General features: G+C 37.7%; 13 protein-coding genes. 5 read left to right on the top strand and 8 right to left on the bottom strand.

Annotation, left to right across the window (positions count from 1 at the left end):
- Window positions 1-18 precede the first annotated feature (18 nt).
- On the bottom strand, window positions 19-1,572 hold the full coding sequence (locus EHQ16_RS16400; RefSeq protein WP_135632284.1) for a tetratricopeptide repeat protein: 1,554 nt from the start codon (window positions 1,570-1,572) through the stop codon (window positions 19-21).
- Window positions 1,569-3,086, bottom strand: a complete 1,518-nt coding sequence (locus EHQ16_RS16395) for a PP2C family protein-serine/threonine phosphatase (RefSeq protein ID WP_135632283.1) — start codon at window positions 3,084-3,086, stop codon at window positions 1,569-1,571. Before EHQ16_RS16395 ends, EHQ16_RS16400 begins: the two co-directional genes overlap by 4 nt.
- Window positions 3,087-3,114: 28 nt before the next feature.
- Here EHQ16_RS16395 and EHQ16_RS16390 point away from each other — a divergent pair, with 28 nt between their 5' ends.
- The gene (locus EHQ16_RS16390) at window positions 3,115-4,230 is read left to right on the top strand and encodes an LB_137 family protein (protein WP_244242115.1); all 1,116 of its coding nucleotides are present in this window, start codon (window positions 3,115-3,117) and stop codon (window positions 4,228-4,230) included.
- A 6-nt stretch (window positions 4,231-4,236) separates the two neighbouring features.
- Here the strand turns inward: EHQ16_RS16390 and EHQ16_RS16385 are convergent, their stop codons facing one another.
- The 3 genes from EHQ16_RS16385 to EHQ16_RS16375 all read right to left on the bottom strand — a co-directional run bounded on the left by EHQ16_RS16385 (window position 4,237) and on the right by EHQ16_RS16375 (window position 7,637).
- Window positions 4,237-5,583, bottom strand: a complete 1,347-nt coding sequence (locus tag EHQ16_RS16385) for a PrsW family glutamic-type intramembrane protease (protein ID WP_135632282.1) — start codon at window positions 5,581-5,583, stop codon at window positions 4,237-4,239.
- Between the two features lie 61 nt (window positions 5,584-5,644).
- A complete protein-coding gene (locus EHQ16_RS16380) occupies window positions 5,645-6,847 on the bottom strand; it encodes a VWA domain-containing protein (RefSeq protein ID WP_135632281.1) in 1,203 nt (400 codons plus the stop codon).
- A 1-nt stretch (window position 6,848) separates the two neighbouring features.
- Entirely contained in the window at window positions 6,849-7,637 is a 789-nt protein-coding gene (locus tag EHQ16_RS16375) for an AAA family ATPase (RefSeq protein WP_135632280.1), read from the bottom strand.
- A 112-nt stretch (window positions 7,638-7,749) separates the two neighbouring features.
- On the opposite strand from EHQ16_RS16375, the gene EHQ16_RS16370 reads away from it, so the two are divergent.
- Both EHQ16_RS16370 and EHQ16_RS16365 read left to right on the top strand, forming a co-directional pair.
- The gene (locus EHQ16_RS16370) at window positions 7,750-9,651 is read left to right on the top strand and encodes a hypothetical protein (protein WP_135632279.1); all 1,902 of its coding nucleotides are present in this window, start codon (window positions 7,750-7,752) and stop codon (window positions 9,649-9,651) included.
- Window positions 9,651-10,361: an amidohydrolase gene (locus tag EHQ16_RS16365; protein ID WP_135632278.1), complete on the top strand. Its 711-nt coding sequence runs from the start codon at window positions 9,651-9,653 to the stop codon at window positions 10,359-10,361. Before EHQ16_RS16370 ends, EHQ16_RS16365 begins: the two co-directional genes overlap by 1 nt.
- 68 nt (window positions 10,362-10,429) lie before the next feature.
- Here EHQ16_RS16365 and EHQ16_RS16360 read toward each other — a convergent pair whose 3' ends face one another.
- From EHQ16_RS16360 to EHQ16_RS16350, 3 genes are read right to left on the bottom strand one after another with little or no spacing between them, the layout of a single operon-like run.
- Window positions 10,430-10,990 carry a lipoprotein signal peptidase gene (locus tag EHQ16_RS16360; RefSeq protein ID WP_135632277.1) on the bottom strand — a complete coding sequence of 187 codons (561 nt, stop codon included), beginning with the start codon at window positions 10,988-10,990 and terminating at the stop codon, window positions 10,430-10,432.
- Between the two features lie 18 nt (window positions 10,991-11,008).
- Complete coding sequence (locus tag EHQ16_RS16355) at window positions 11,009-12,643, bottom strand: ABC1 kinase family protein (RefSeq protein ID WP_135632276.1); 1,635 nt, start codon at window positions 12,641-12,643, stop codon at window positions 11,009-11,011.
- Window positions 12,640-13,680 carry a Gfo/Idh/MocA family protein gene (locus EHQ16_RS16350; RefSeq protein ID WP_135632275.1) on the bottom strand — a complete coding sequence of 347 codons (1,041 nt, stop codon included), beginning with the start codon at window positions 13,678-13,680 and terminating at the stop codon, window positions 12,640-12,642. The genes EHQ16_RS16355 and EHQ16_RS16350 overlap by 4 nt, the downstream gene beginning before the upstream one ends.
- 51 nt (window positions 13,681-13,731) lie before the next feature.
- Between EHQ16_RS16350 and EHQ16_RS16345 the strand changes: the two genes are divergently transcribed.
- Window positions 13,732-15,111, top strand: coding sequence for a UDP-N-acetylmuramoyl-tripeptide--D-alanyl-D-alanine ligase (locus EHQ16_RS16345; RefSeq protein ID WP_135632274.1), 1,380 nt, complete (start codon window positions 13,732-13,734; stop codon window positions 15,109-15,111).
- 30 nt (window positions 15,112-15,141) lie between these two features.
- Window positions 15,142-15,639: a 5-(carboxyamino)imidazole ribonucleotide mutase gene (gene purE / locus EHQ16_RS16340; RefSeq protein WP_135632273.1), complete on the top strand. Its 498-nt coding sequence runs from the start codon at window positions 15,142-15,144 to the stop codon at window positions 15,637-15,639.
- The last annotated feature ends 7 nt before the right edge of the window (window positions 15,640-15,646 follow it).

Below are 15,646 nucleotides of genomic sequence, written 5' to 3'. Positions count from 1 at the left end.
CCCCACCTTTGTTTCTCTCTAGAGCCGGAAGGACTTCACTTCCGCTCGCACGACTGGCTCTTCTGTCGATTTAGGTTTTGTCCAATCCCCATTTCCATTTTGGATCCATTGCCCAGCTTCCCGTTTTTCACCTGATCCTGTCACGAGTTTGATCTGACCCTGCTCTCCGGAAATTTTCACAGAAACCACCAAATCATAGGGCAAATTTAAACCAAAGGAACCAAGTTGTAAGGTTGCAAGATTTCCTTCGATTTTGACTTCATCACAAACCACTTCCCGACCATCTCGTAACTTAACTTTGAGTTTGGATGGAGTTTTGGAAACCGGTTTCTTAACGACGAGATTCTCTGTTTCTGGCGCTTTTTTGGTGATGGGATCAGGAAGATTTTCCGGGACAATAGGGATTTTTTCTTCCGAGACAACAAGGGCAAGTTTTGTAGTTTCCCCTTTGGAATCTTCTAGAGACTCTCGGATGTTTTCTTTGATTTGGTTGAGTTCTTTGGTTTCTTCGGCACTCAGATTGGTTGGTGTTTCTGCCTTTAATACCTTTTCAATGATGACTGGTTTTAATACTAAACTTTTTCCTTCTTCAATATTTTCAGCAGCTTTGGTATCACCTAACTTATTTGCTTCTTCTTTCGAAAAAGCCACAAGGGACTTGTTTTCTTGATAAAAATTTCCAATCAGTAACAAACGTCTGTTGGCACGAATCGCCACTTCTTTGTTATCTTTTTGTTTGACAAGTTGGATGTATTCTTTGACCGCATTGGATGTTTTTCCTAGTTCTTCCATGGCGCGGGCTTTGACATAGGATTGGTCTTTTGTGAGGATCGGAATGTTTTCTAAAGTTTTTAAAGTTTCTTCATAATCTCCACTTTGGAAAAGAGAATAAGCCAACTCTTCCGGAGATTTTTTTTTGTTTTTTAATTCTTCTTTTTTCTTTTCACCTTCTTCTAAAAAACTAATGAGAAGGCTGGCATTCTCCGCGTAATGGCTTCCTGGAAATAAATCAATGGTTTTGGTTAGTTTGACAAAAGCCTTTTCTCTTTCTCCCATCATCACCAAACAGTAACCATGGTGAAGGAGAGTGAATGCCATTTCATCGGATAAAGATGAGGTGATTGAATCTTCCAGTTCTTGGTATTTTTTGGAAGCAATAGGATACTTTCTTGTCCTTTCCATATAAAATGCAAACTGCAAACGAATGATTGTATTTTGTTGTTCTTCCAGTTCCAGTGCCGGTTTGAAATTTAAAAATCGAACTGAATTGATGACATAAAGACCAAACCTGTCCAAAGTTGCCATTTTTATATCCAAACCTTCTGTTTCGGAATTCATAATCCCCGATTCCAAAATGTTTACTTTTACCTCGGACATATAATCATCTTTGGAAAGGAACATTTGTTTCAAACGCTCTCTTAGAGTTTGAGATGAAAGTTGGTAATTCATTAGTTGGTCTCTTAAGATACCAAACCGTAGTTCTTGTAACTTAACACTTACGATGGCTTGGGAGGCCACTGCAAAGAAAAAAAACAGAATGAAAAAAAGAGAAAAAAAGAAAAACTTTCTCATTCCGGTACATCAAGGATAATCATCGTTACATCATCCTTATATTCCTCATGTTTTTCTTCGAGTAACTCCATTGCTTTTTCTACAATTTCAGAGTTGGAAAGATGGATGTTTTCTAATACGATTTCAGTGAACCTCTCGAGTCCGAATAGGCCCCCTTCTTTTATGGGAGTTTCTACTACCCCATCTGTATAAAGGACAATTTTATCACCGGGAAGGACGGGAAAAGAATCGAGCGAATATTGGATGTCATCACCCATACCGAGAGGAGGACCCGAACTATCGATATAAGTAATTTCTTTTGTAGAAGGACGGACAATAAAAGGAGCGTTGTGGCCTGCGTTGACAAACTTAACAACACCTGGTTCTTCAAAAACAACAAAAACACCAGTGGCAAAAAAGGAGGCTTGTAATCTGTTGGCAATGACCTCTCCCAGTTGGTTGATGGCTTGGATGGCAGAATGGTTTTCTTTCATGATGGCTTGTAAAGACATAGCCATAACAACCGTTACAAGGGCAGCAGATACTCCATGTCCAGATGCATCCGCCAAAAAAAATCCATAAAAATCCTTTTCAGGAATTTGGAAGTATTGGTATAAATCTCCCGAAACCTCTCGCATGGGACGGTATAATTTTCCAATATTGAATTTTTTAAATTTTTTAACAGATGGTAAAAAGAGCTCCTGCACTTCTTTACCAATTTGAAGTTCTTGGTTGATTTCTTCGTTCAGTCGTGTAATGGTTGTGACTTTGTTTTGAATTTCCTCAGCCATTAAGTTGAACGACTTTCCTAAACTATCCAACTCATCATTACTTTTAAAACTCCAATCTACCCTAGATTGTAAATTTCCAGTTGCCATTCCTTTGGATGCAACTTCCAAAGATCCAACTCGTTTGAAGATGGCACGATATACTAAAATCGCAAAAATAATGTGGAATACAATCCCCCAAAGGACAGCATATCCAACTTGAATATAGAGTTGTTTCAATCGGTCTTGGATCGAGGAAATATTAAAATGGGTAAAAAGGAAAACCTCTCTCGAATCGGAAAGTTTGACCGGTAGTAAAAAATCAACGGTAAAATCAGACTCGTTGAGATCTAAACTATAACGCGCCTTAAACAAGTTTCCTTCTTTATCAGAAGAAACTTCTTTTGTTTTTTTCAAAACAGATTCTTTGATTTCTCCTAAACCTTCTTTCGATTCGGGTTCCGATAAAATGATTTTTCCATTTGCCTCAAAAATAGAAAACTTGCCAATCTCGTATAACTTCAAAGTTTTTCGAAAGACATCGTAAGTTTCATCCCTTTCTCCAGAAAGCCCAATGGTTTGAATGTCCGCAAGGATGGTATTGGCTAGGTTTTCAGACTGAAATTGGAAGTTTTTGAGAAGTAAGTCGGATTGATTTTCGAAGATCATCACCGTAAAAAAGATGATATTGAGTAAGGCAAGAAGGGAATAAAAGAGTCCAATCTTAAAGCGTAAGGAATTCGTCGTTTTGATTTTGCTTTTGTTCACGGCAATTACTAGTATTGTCGATAATTAAGTGATAGAAATCTATCACAAAATTGAGATTTTCCCATTGGTTTTAGGCAGTTACATATCCTTTCTTCCCCGATTTCGGGTCATTCTAAGCCTTCTCCTTATTGGTTTTGGATGGTCTTCTGTTTTTGCAGATAAGATCCGCCTAAAATCAGGGGAAGTACTGAATGGTAAGGTCGTAAATGTGACTGCAACTCATGTCGAGTGGCAAGACCAAGGAAAACGTTATAAATTCTTAAATACCGAAGTACTCGGGATTGATGTCGGGTATGACGGACTCCCTGCCTGTGCGGATTACAAAACCTTTGGTGTGGAAGACTGCGACCTAATTCTCACCAAATTAAACAAAACAAGCGCTAGTTTCTCAAAAAAAAGTAGTCCCTTGGAATTGGAAATCATTCCCATCAAAAAAATATCCAGTTTGAGGATCAGCGCTGAATCGGGATTCCCGATGGAAAGGTACATTGATCCTGGGGTTAAGGGTAAATGGGTATTTGGAGATAAGGAACTCGTTGGAAATTTCAGAACATTAGAACGGGGAAAAATCATCATAGAAACGGAAACCAAAACCTTGGAATCCGTAGATTTATTGGATTTTAAATCTTTTGAAATTCAAAACAAATCAGTCATAGTCAAAGTGATCAAAGAAGAAACTCCCAAAGTCATTCCAGGGTATGCCCCTATCAGTGAAAAAAAATATGGTAAAGCAGCATTTATTTTTAGTGGAGCGTTTCTCTCCGGCTTAGGAATGTTATATGAATACAATGCTTCCGTAAATGCAATCAACAATGATATGGAATACATTCCTACCTCAGATGGAAGGGTTTTTGTTTTTGCCAATACTCTGAATACAGATCGATATGATTTCCATAGACAAAGGTTTCTCATGTATTCAGTAGTTTTTACCTCTATCATCACTTATAGTTTGATTGATAGTTTTTATCTGGGGACAATGGAATCTAAAAAAGAAAATGCACATACAAATGCAAATGGAGTGTATTTAAAACCATTTTTAGACATGAAACCGAATACAAATGTTTTTGGTGCCGCGTCCATGAACCAATTCCAAAAACCAAATGAAAGTTTGTTTTACGGATTCAGCTTCGAATCAAAATTTTAGTTTTGATCAAACCATCACTCGACGTAAAAATAAATTTTTAAAGTTTTGTCTGAATCTCACGTAATGCCATTTGAAGAGAAATCGAAATGGAATTTGATCCAATTGGCACATAGCTCCACAATTCCCTTCTTCGTTTTCCTTACACCAAAGGATGGTTCCAGAAAGTCCGACAAAACAATCCAAACCGATCCAAAGATCAAACTTTACTTTTGTATTTTCTGGATAAACTTGCGAAGTCGGAAGATAAAACATATTGGCTTGGATATGAAAGATAGCAGAATTTTCTTCCGAATCCTTTGTATGTAAATCAACAGAACTAAAAAGAGGAACTGCGAGCATTCGATCCCTAAAGAAATAAGGATTCAAAACTCCTGCGAAGAAAAACATTAAAGATAAAATGATTGGGTAAATGAAAAAAAGTGCAAAATAATCTTGGATGGCAAGATCGGGAAATTTTTGTGAAATCAGATGGGGATAGTCATATAAAAAATAAACAGAAAAAACACCGGGAACCAAAAAGAAAACTGTGAGAATGGTATGACGAAGGTTTGGATATTGTAAAAGTTGAATTCCGTCCGTAGATATATGTTTTTGAATGTTTTGAATCCAACCTTCATGACGGTTGTGCCTACTTAAGATCTCATATTGTTCCATAGTCATATTCATTAATTTTAATATATGTCCTGGAACGAGAATCCGCGACTTAGCAATGGTAAGTTCTAATAAAAAGAAAAGCGAAAGGATACAAATCGGAAGTGCAAACAGTAAGTTAATTTCTTGGGAGAGAGAAAGGTTATAAAATCCGTGGATCGCTACACAAACAGAAAATCCAAAAGTTAATTTTCCCCATTTGAAAATAGGGTTTTTGTGAAATAAAAACATCATCAAATAAGCACCGATAATGCCACCATTCATCATATGGATAGGGAGTGCCGTGATGGAACGAAGGACTTGGGACCAAAGACCTGTGTTAATAAAATATAAAATATTTTCAACAAAACCAAAACCACCACCTAACACAAGTCCGTAAAAAATTCCATCGGTAACAGTAAATTCATCTTGGTTTTTTCTAAAAAATAAATATATTCCGAGTAACTTTGCAAACTCCTCTACAAAAGAAGAAAGAAAAAAGGCATTCCAAATTGGGCCACCATTGGGATTAAATTGTAATAACCCTGCTTGTAAACCAATGGCAACTCCGGCGCTAAAAAAAGAAAAGGCGAAGGCTGTGTATTGTAAAAAGGATTCTGTAAACCTGTAAAAGTGAAACCGGTAAAAGGAATAATAAAAACCTAAGGTTAGAAAATTAATGAGAAAAATGACCAAACTGGAAACGGAAATTTGACTGATCATTTAGTATGATTAACGGCTAAGAAATACTGAAAATCAATGAGAATTGCTAACGAATTGGCAATTAAGTCAGACTTTTTACTGCCTTCCTTAGGCCTTCAATGGTGAGTGGAAACATGGAGATCACATCTTCAATGGCTTCGATGGTCGGTGCCCCCCAAAAATGTTTTGGTTCGGGATTTAACCATACTGATTCTGGAAAGTATCCAACTAGTTCCTTCAGTGATTCGAGTCCACTTTTTGCCTTTCTTTCTTTTTCATTGGGATTGGCACGATTGTAGGCATAGGGATTATAGGGGGTTCCCATCAGTTCATAGGGTGCCATATAGGCATCACCAACAAAGATCAGTTTTGTGTTCTTCCGAAATTTTTCTTCAAATTGTTTGAGTGAGATTCGAGTTTGGAATTCGTGATCCGCATAGAGATATTCATGAAAGATATTATGGAAAAAATAATTATGAACCTCTTTGAAATGATAAAGACCGCGACTGGCACTAAATAGTTTGCTAACCCGGTCGGAATGAGGGGTCATACTCCCTCCAATGTCCATAATGAGAACGAGACGAAGGGAGTTTTTACGTTCTCTTTCTTCGATGAGTTCGATTTCCCCTCCATTTTCACAAGTCCGGTCAATGGTTTTGTCTACATGGAGTTCCCTTCTCCCTTCCTTTTTTAAAAACCTAAGTTCTTTTAAGGCCAATTGGATGGAGCGAGTATCTAGGATTTGATCTTCACGGTACGCTTTGTACTTTCTTTCGTTCCAAAGACTTACCCCCGAACGACTTCCTTCTCCTTCCGTATTCCCACCAATAGAGATTCCATTGGGATTGAATCCAGAATTTCCAAAGGGTGAAGTTCCAGATGTTCCCACCCATTTGTTCCCGCCGTCATGGCGTTCTTTTTGTTCGGCTAAACGTTTTTTTAATTCTTCAATCACCTCTTCCATACTCAAATGGGGGGCATTGGCTTTTTCAGAATCAGTCAAATGTTTGGGAATGTTTTCCTCTAACCATTGGAAAAGTGTGTCTCTGAATTGAATCCGTTCTTCTTTCCAACTTCCAAAGGTTCTTGTGAAGGCAATGTCATAACTATCATAAAACTTTAGATCTTTGGCAAAATTGAGCCGACCTACACGATACAACTGATCCAGGTTCATATACCCCGAAGGGTCTGTGAGTTTTCTTACACTGGCGAGGAACGCAATGAGTTCTCCCGTAGAACAGGGAACAGTTTCTCGGCGTAGATTGTAAAAAAAATCTAAAAACATATCAGTTCAAATGGACTCGGTAGTCTTCTTCTGATTTGAATAAAGAACCTGCAAAAGGAATTTTACTGGAATCCAAAGTTTCACCTGAAACAAGTAATACTTGGATCCAATCCAAAAGTTCGCTTGTGGAAGGTTTTTTCCTTAAACTTTCGATCCTTCGAATGGAATAAAACATAGCGAGAGCCTTTTCCATAAATTCAGTTTCGATGGATGGGTAATGCGCCTTGATGATTTCTTTCATGGCTTCCCTTTTAGGAAATTCTATGTAATGGAAGATACATCGTCTGAGGAATGCATCCGGAAGCTCTTTTTCGTTATTCGATGTGATGATGACGATGGGTCTTTCTTTAGCGATGATATGTTCTTTTGTTTCTGGAATGAAAAATTCCATTTTGTCTAATTCTAAAAGTAAATCATTTGGAAATTCGATATCCGCCTTATCAATTTCATCGATAAGAACCACAGCCTTTTCTTTTTGAGAAAATGCTTCCCCTAGAGCTCCAAGCCGGATGTAGTTTTTTACATCTCTTACTCGGTGCATTGCTTCCTCTTCTGGAAAACGTGAATCATTCAAACGGGAAACGGCATCATAAAAATAGAGCCCCTCTTTGGCGAGACTTGTGGATTTGATATGCCAACGATAGAAGGGAAGTTTTTTAGTTTCTGCAAGGAAACTTGCGAGGAGAGTTTTCCCGGTTCCTGGTTCCCCTTTGAGGAGGAGTGGTCGTTTTGTAATTTCTGCCACTTGGACCGCTTCTTTCAGATCTTCGGACAGGATGTAATCAGCCATGGTTTCTACCTTTTGGACTCCAATCTTTTCGGAAAAACAGGGGAATCCACTAAAAATTGCTTTTTGTAAGAAATTGAATTCCCATATTGAGGAATTGGAACGATAGTAAATTATGGGCGATTTTGATAATACGAAACGGGCGATTGGCGTAGGGAAACTGGACGATTCCGCAAGAAAGGATATGTTCAACAAGTTTGTCAGTGCCGGAGGTGAGGTTGTAAAAGAAAAACAACCCCAAAAGGAAGAGGACAAAAAGAACCGTCCGGAACCTAAAGTAAGAACCAGTACGGTTTCTCGTGGGGGCGATGATAGTCGTTCGGGAAGTCGAGGTGGAAACCAAAACAAATCCGATCAAGGAAATTCAAAATCGCAAATTGATTCCAAAGCCCAATACGAAAAAGAAATTAGTAGTTTCTCTGCAAGGTTTGCAGTCAAACTCAAATGTTGGCTGGCACGGGTCACTCCCTTCGGAACCAGTGATCTCACTCCCAAGTTTATGCACGACTTCAGTATTCGCGCTAAACAAGCATTAATCGAATTACAATACAGTGGGAATGAACTTTTAGCCAACCAACAATACTCACCACAACTCAGTAAAGCCCTAGATCGTATCAATCCACTTCTTGTCGAACTCCTTGCTATGGGACAAAAACTTTATAATGGCCCTGAGTTAACAGACATTACAGATCCGATTATGGTGGCGCCAGAATCACCTGTTGCCATTGAACGAGTGAAAAGTCCCATTTATGCACTTTTTAAGAGGATGTACATCCTTTATCCTTACCAAGAAACTTTAAAAAAATCCTTTGTCCAAGCCTATGATGAATTACAAAAATTAGAAGGAAAACCTTCTCTCATTTATGCGAATAAAAAAAGAAAGGTAACTCAAGAAATTGACACTCTTTTTGAAGGTTTTTTTGACAGACTGTATCTTGTTGTCCTAAGAGGGGAAAATAAAAACATTCCGCTAATCTCCCGTTATATGGAAAATCTTTTAGGAATCAATCCTGAAGACAGACCGGGACAAAGAAAATCCGGAGAAAATGTTCCTGGTGGAAAACCAGTAGAAACAAAAGAAGATAAAAACGAAGAAACTAAGGATGAGGAAAAAAAAGAGGAAGAAGTTATCTTATCCAAAGAACAAGCTTATGGTTTGCGTTTAATGCAGATGTATTCCATTCCGAAACTTCGTAAAAAATTTGATCCGAAAAATGAATTTTCCCATATTTCTGATTCAGACAAAGCATTACTTGCCCTATTCTATTTTTACGAATTTGATGATGAATATTCTTTTGTAATGACTACAAAGAAAATTGATATCAAACCTGGTTCGATTAACGGGGTTAAGGTGGATTACCGTCAAAAAATGTTGGATATTTATGAAGGAACAAGGACCATCATTGATCAGTTCCGAATTTATAACGATATCATTAGAGAATTGGAAAAACACAAAGCAAACCCTGGTGCAAACTACATTGAAGCCTCTAAAAAATTAACAGGCATTGAACAAAAACGCACAGGTCAGTCTAGAACTGTAAGAATGGCTATTAAAGAATTCAGTTTGAAGTCGAGAGATTCCCTTCTTGTTCTCATCAAAGACATGAAAGGCAAAAAGGAAATCGTAGCAAATATGAATGATGTTTTGACCTTGGATTCGATGGAGTCGCGCAAAAGACTCAATAAAAAACCGGTCAAACAATGCATTATGGAATCATATTGTTATTTGATGGCTCTTTATGATCGCATTGAAACGGGAGATCTTTTTGGAGGTCTTGTGGAATTGACACCGGAACAAATGAAATCATCATTCGGTGTTGAATTGAATACAACAGCAGAAGCCAATGATTCTGAGCTTGCTGATTTAGAAAAAGAAGCATTGGAACCAAAGGCGGCCACGAAGTCTAATGAAGATTTAGAAAGTCTAGATGCTTCTGATTCATCTTCTAATGAAAAAAATGACAGTTCGGATGATCCTTTAGATGATGACATATTACCTACCGGGGATCCCTTTTAATGGCAGTCATCAAAATCGCAATTTATCAAAAGAACCTTCACAAACGTATTGGCTCGGAAGAAATTTCTAAAATCCAACAAACAAAGGCTCATTTTTTGCTTTTACCGGAAGGGTTCCCACATTTTTTCCAAGGAGAAACTCCTGAGATTGCTTCCAAACATGAAAAAGAATACCAAGACCAATTACTCGAAATTTCAGAAAGTTTTTCTGGTGTTATTTTAGGTGGAACTCACTACCGAAAGAATGAGGAAGGTAATTTAGTATCCGCCCTTCCCATTGTCCAATCTCTAGTCCTTGTTGATTTTTATGAAAAAAAATCCCCATCTAATCTGAATGAACCTGGTGTGGTAAAAGGAAAAACGGAATCCATTTTTATTATGGGTGGATTACGGTTCGGATTACTGGTTGGTGAAGATTTAGAAAACGAATCCATTTGGGACGAATTCAAAAAAGAAGATATCGAAATTGTATTTTATCTATCCGGCGAGGATGGAAAACGTTCTTATGAAGAAGATCTCACTTTCTTTGAAACATTGGCAAAACAAAAGTCAGTTCATTTAATCCGTGTTTGTGGCCCAACGGAAGGAAAACCTGCAAGAAGTCTTTATGCCTCTCCTTCTGGAATCAATTGGAAAGTGGGAAAAATGGAAGAAGATAAAGACGTTTTAAAAACTTTGTCAGTGAATGTGATGAGAAGTTATTTATTATAAACCACTTAAGATCCGAATGTTTATGACATTGAATGATAAGTGGTTCTCTGTAAAATACCTTTAGCGGGTTATTTTTTATCTAATTCTTTCCAGTCCATAGTAAGTAATAGAATTACTATTCCTATAGAAACACAAGAGTCTGCCACGTTAAAGGCAGGCCAACGGTCAAAAAGTAAAAAATCAGGCCATTCGAAGTCTAAAAAATCTACCACACCAATGTATTCGATTCCTGGTTTTTCAGGTGTGAATCCAAATCGAAATCCAACTCCTGGGATTTTGACAAAAAACTTATCTAAAAAGTTACCAAAAGCTCCTGCCATCACAAAGTTCCAACCCCAGGCATTTCCTAAATCAGCATTTTGCCAACGGTAAAATATCAAAAAGATAATGGCAAACCCTGTCGCAAAAAGAGACGGAAGTGCATTGTCTTGAAAAAGTCCAAAAACAAAACCAGTGTTAAAAGTTAAGGACAATCTAAAAAAATCACCTAACACGGGGATACTTTCATGGTAAAACATCTTTGTAATGATGATGTATTTGGAAATTAAATCCAAAAAAAGTCCAAAAGCTACAAAAGCAAGGTATCCTGGTTTAAAGACCGAAAAAAAAGGGGTTTTAGGTAGATTCATAAATTAGAGGTGGTCCGTTTATTTTTGTTTCCAATAACTGAGACTTGATTTGGCTAATGACCAAAAACTAAGTCCTGATAGTATATAAAATAATATGCTTGGTTCTTTCCAGAATTTTTCAGAATAATACATTCCGAAAAAGAAAAATATCGAACCCAAGGCCCCGAAGGTGAATATTTCTTTTAGCCTAAGTTCTTCTTTTTTGGTAGAATCGGGAGATTGGAACTCACCTCGGTTCCATTTGTATAAAAATTCATTAAACTCTTTTGGTAAGGAAAAGAGACTGGTGATAAATTCTTCACCTTCATCTTTCCAAAGTTTTTTCAAAGAACTCCCCTTTAAAACAATTTGTGAGAATGGTTTTTCCGCATAATCAATCATTGACCGGGTCGGATCCAAATAAGATGAATTGCCGAGTAACAAAGCAAGTACGCGGTGGAGACTAAGGAAATTGGGGGGAAGTTTTAGGCTTGAAAGAAGACGTTTCAAACTGACTTGAATTTCTTTTAAAAATCGAAGGTCCTCTGTCGGTCGAAGGGTATCAAATCCTATGTTTCGAAAGTGATCGGTGGAATCCAGAATTCGATTTAGTTTTTCAAGTGAATATTTAACAATTTGAATGAGTTCTTCTTTGGACAAAGAATCGGTAACAGCACCCAAATCAAACAAGGATTCTGTGATTAAGTGGTAGTCTTTTCGCATAGCACCAATTAATATTCTTTCTAAAATCCTAGTTTCTTCTTCAGAGATTGATTGTACGGCACCAAAGTCGATAAAACAAAGTTCTCCCGTTTCCATAAAAATTAGGTTTCCAGGATGTGGATCGGCGTGAAAGAACCGGTAATCAAAAATCATTAAGATATAAGCACGAATGAGTTTTTCTAAATTTGGATTCTTTTTTGTCTGAGATTCAAGAACATCTAGTTCATAGATTTTTTTTCCTTCTACAAACTCTGTCACTAAGGTATGTTTGTTACAAAGTTCCTCAATTGGATTTGGGAAAAAGAAATCCTTTTCTAATGCAAATAATTGTTTGGTGTATTTTAAATTTTTTAGTTCACTACGAAGGTCGAGTTCTGAACGAATCATAACATTGAGTTGTTCGCTGACTTCCTTTGCCGAAATTTTAAATACAAACCGGTCAATGAGCCATAACACTCTTGATAAAGTTTTTAAATCTCGAACGGCATCCTCTTCGATTCCAGGATATAAGGTTTTAATGGCTACTTTTTTCCCGTGGTAATAACCGATATGGACTTGGGCCGTGGATGCACTTGCATAAGATATTTTATCTAAATCGGTAAAAATTTCTGTCATCGACTTCTTGTAATCACTAAACCAACGTTTATCGATTTCATCAAATTCCCTGGGTGGGATTTTATCTTGTAAGTCTTGTAGTTCCCATAAAAACTCTTCTGGTAAAATATGGAATAAATTACTCACAAACTGTCCAATTTTGATATAAACTCCACCTAACTGAAAAAACAGGTTTTTTGTTTCTTTCCCTTTTCTTTTTAGAAATTGAATTCGAAGAGACTCATAGTTGGTTTGGCTTTTTAGTTTTCTTTTGACTTTTGTGAGTGTCAGGTATTCAAACCAAGTTCGAAGTACAAAAGAATAAATTGAGATGGACCTGTTCTTTTTCGATTTCATTGTTTTCGCCTATAAATGGATTCTATTAAGTTTAGAATCTCTATATTGTCAGAGATTGTTCCTTCCAAGGTATGTTTTTTACCACTTACAACTTGAAAAATTTCTTCATAAATCCCTATAAATGCATTGGAAATTTCTGGTTTTGGAAATTGTTTGGGGACGTACGAAACTAAACTTCGAAACCCTTTGTATAACGGCGAGGGCTCTGATTTGAAAAAAGCAAAACCGTCGTTGGAACAAAAAATCCTGTGGGTGTCCGTGTGTAGATCGAGCTCAAATTGAAAATAGTCTCGGCCCCCAGAAACATCTAAAAACACTTCTACTCCTGTTTTGGATTCAAACCAAGCAACAGCTCTTGATTCAATGGTTCCATTTTTGGGAATTTCTAATTTTGCATCCACTATCTTTGGTTTTCCTAAAATCCAATGGATAAGATCTACTGCATGGGTTCCGTCATGGAGGAGTGGCCCTCCTCCCAATTTCGAAAATGCGAGACCTGGATTTTTTGCCGAAGTGAATACTGAGGCTCGAATGGATTTCAGTTTTCCGAAGTTTCCCTTTGTTAGTTGGTCTTTTACAAACCTGTAACTGGGGTGGTATCGTCTTTCGTGGTTGATCCAAATTTTTGTTTTGTATTTTTTAGCTAAGGTTTGGATTCGTTTTGCACCTGCTTGCGATAAGGCCACCGGTTTTTCGATGAGTAAATTGGGGATTTCTGCACGGATACAATGGAGAGCCCATTCTTCATGAAAGGCACTTGGGGTTGATATCACCGCTAAATCGATGCCTTTAGGCAAAGATGTTTTTTTAGGGTCTGGAGGGACTGTTTTCGTGTCGGCATTCCAAAACGATTGGAAAACTTCTGATTTTTCTGCCTGACTGTCTAAACCCAATACAAATTCAAACCGCTTCCTTCCCCAGTCCGACTGCAAAACCCCCATATGAGTGCAGGGTTTTTTCCGAAAGGGATCCCTTTCCAAATCGGAACAAATCCGTCCTAGGCCGATCAGGAGGGTTTTGATTTTGGATCGTTTCATTTAACTTTTTCTTCCAAATCTTTCTTTCTGAAAGAAACTGGCGTAGAAGCTATGATCGCACCATTTGAATATTCCCTGTCAACTATTCTAAGTTTGTTTTCTAAAGACTTACATTGGGAACGGAAAGAGAATCCAAGTTTTCATTGGATCACAACCTCTTCTGCCGAATCAAAACCACGGTCTTTGTTTGTCCCTTTACGAGGAACAAGAGATGGCCATGAATTCATACCCGATGCTCTCTCGAAAGGTGCTTCCGGTTTCCTTTGCGAAAAAAACCATCCCATTTTAAAACAACTATCCACGTCGGACCGCACAAAGGCCATCTTTGTACCTGATACTTTAATTGCTCTAGGGACTCTTGCCAACTACCATAGAAAAAGGTTTCAACCGATTGTTTTGGCTATTACTGGGTCTTCTGGAAAAACCACGACCAAGGATTTGTTAGGTGGACTTTTTAATTTTTTAAATTCTAAATCTCTGGTTGTCACAGAAAAAAACTACAATAATGAAATTGGACTCCCCTTTACAATGTTTCGGATCAGAGAAGAAACAAGGGTTGTGATTTGTGAACTGGGAATGAACCACCGAGGAGAAATTGACAGACTTTCCAAAATTGCAGAGCCCACCCATGCCCTCATTACAAATATTGGTTCTGCTCACATTGAAAATCTAAAATCACGAGAGGCCATTGCAGAAGAAAAAATTGATATCATTAACGGAATGCCAAAGTCATCCGTACTTTTTGTACCCGACGATTTAGAATTTCTAGGCCGCGCCAAACTTCGAACCAAAAAACAAGGTGTCAAATTAGTCGTTTGGAATCATAAAAAAAATCCAAATTTAAAAGTTAAAAAAATTGAAACAAACGGATTTCTTCTGGAATGGAAGGGAAAATCGATCCAATGGAATCTCCCTGGGGAAAAACTACTCAGTAATGTGCGTGGGATGTTTGCCGTTGGAATCCATTTCCAAATTGATACACACCAAATCCTTAACACCATCCAAAAATACAAAAGCCCTGACAAACGGTTGAACATCAATCGAGGGTATTATACCATCATTGATGACTGTTATAATGCAAACCCTGAATCCATGCTTTCGAGTATCAGTGCTGCCGACCAATTTGCCAAAAACCAAAACATTGTTTGGATTCTTGGGTCTATGAAGGAACTAGGAAAATTTTCAAAATATTACCACGAACAAGTAGGGAAAGAAATTCAAATCTTAAACAAAGGAATCTTACTCGGGTTTGGTGAAGAGACAAAACCTATGGTAAAAAAAGTTTCTGGCGCGATTCATTTCACGGATGTAGAGGAACTTATTTTATTTATAAAATCTAAAATTCCAAAAAAATCTGTCCTTCTTGTAAAAGGTTCTCGTTCGATGAAAATGGAGAGAATTGTATCTGCCTTAGAAAGATTTAAGGGTTGATGCAGAAATGGCTTTTCCTAAATTACACGTATGCCTACAAATCTACCAAAAGTAGCTGTCATTATGGGTTCTCATTCTGATTGGGAAACCATGAAAGAAACCTGTGAAATTTTGACAGAGTTTGGAATTCCTTTTGAAAAGGAAATTGTTTCTGCACACCGCTCACCAGAACGTATGGTGGAGTTTGCAAAGTCAGCTAAACAAAATGGATTTGCTGTGATAATCGCTGGTGCGGGAGGGGCTGCCCACCTTCCAGGGATGACGGCTTCATTAACCACTTTGCCCGTGTTAGGTGTTCCTGTCCAATCCAAAGCATTGAATGGAATGGATAGTTTACTTTCCATAGTCCAGATGCCAAAAGGTGTTCCCGTTGCGACTCTTGCCATTGGAACGAGTGGTGCAGCAAATGCTGGTTTACTAGCCGTTCGGATTCTTTCTGTTATCGATCCTTTGTTACATGAAAAGTTAGAATCCTATGCAATCAAAAATCGAAACTTAGCTCTTTCAAAAAATAGCGAACTCATCTAAAGAGAAA

The organism is Leptospira kanakyensis (assembly GCF_004769235.1).
Lineage (GTDB): Bacteria > Spirochaetota > Leptospiria > Leptospirales > Leptospiraceae > Leptospira_A > Leptospira_A kanakyensis.
Note: the sequence above shows the minus strand (reverse complement) of the source record. Positions and strands in the feature narration are given on the sequence as shown.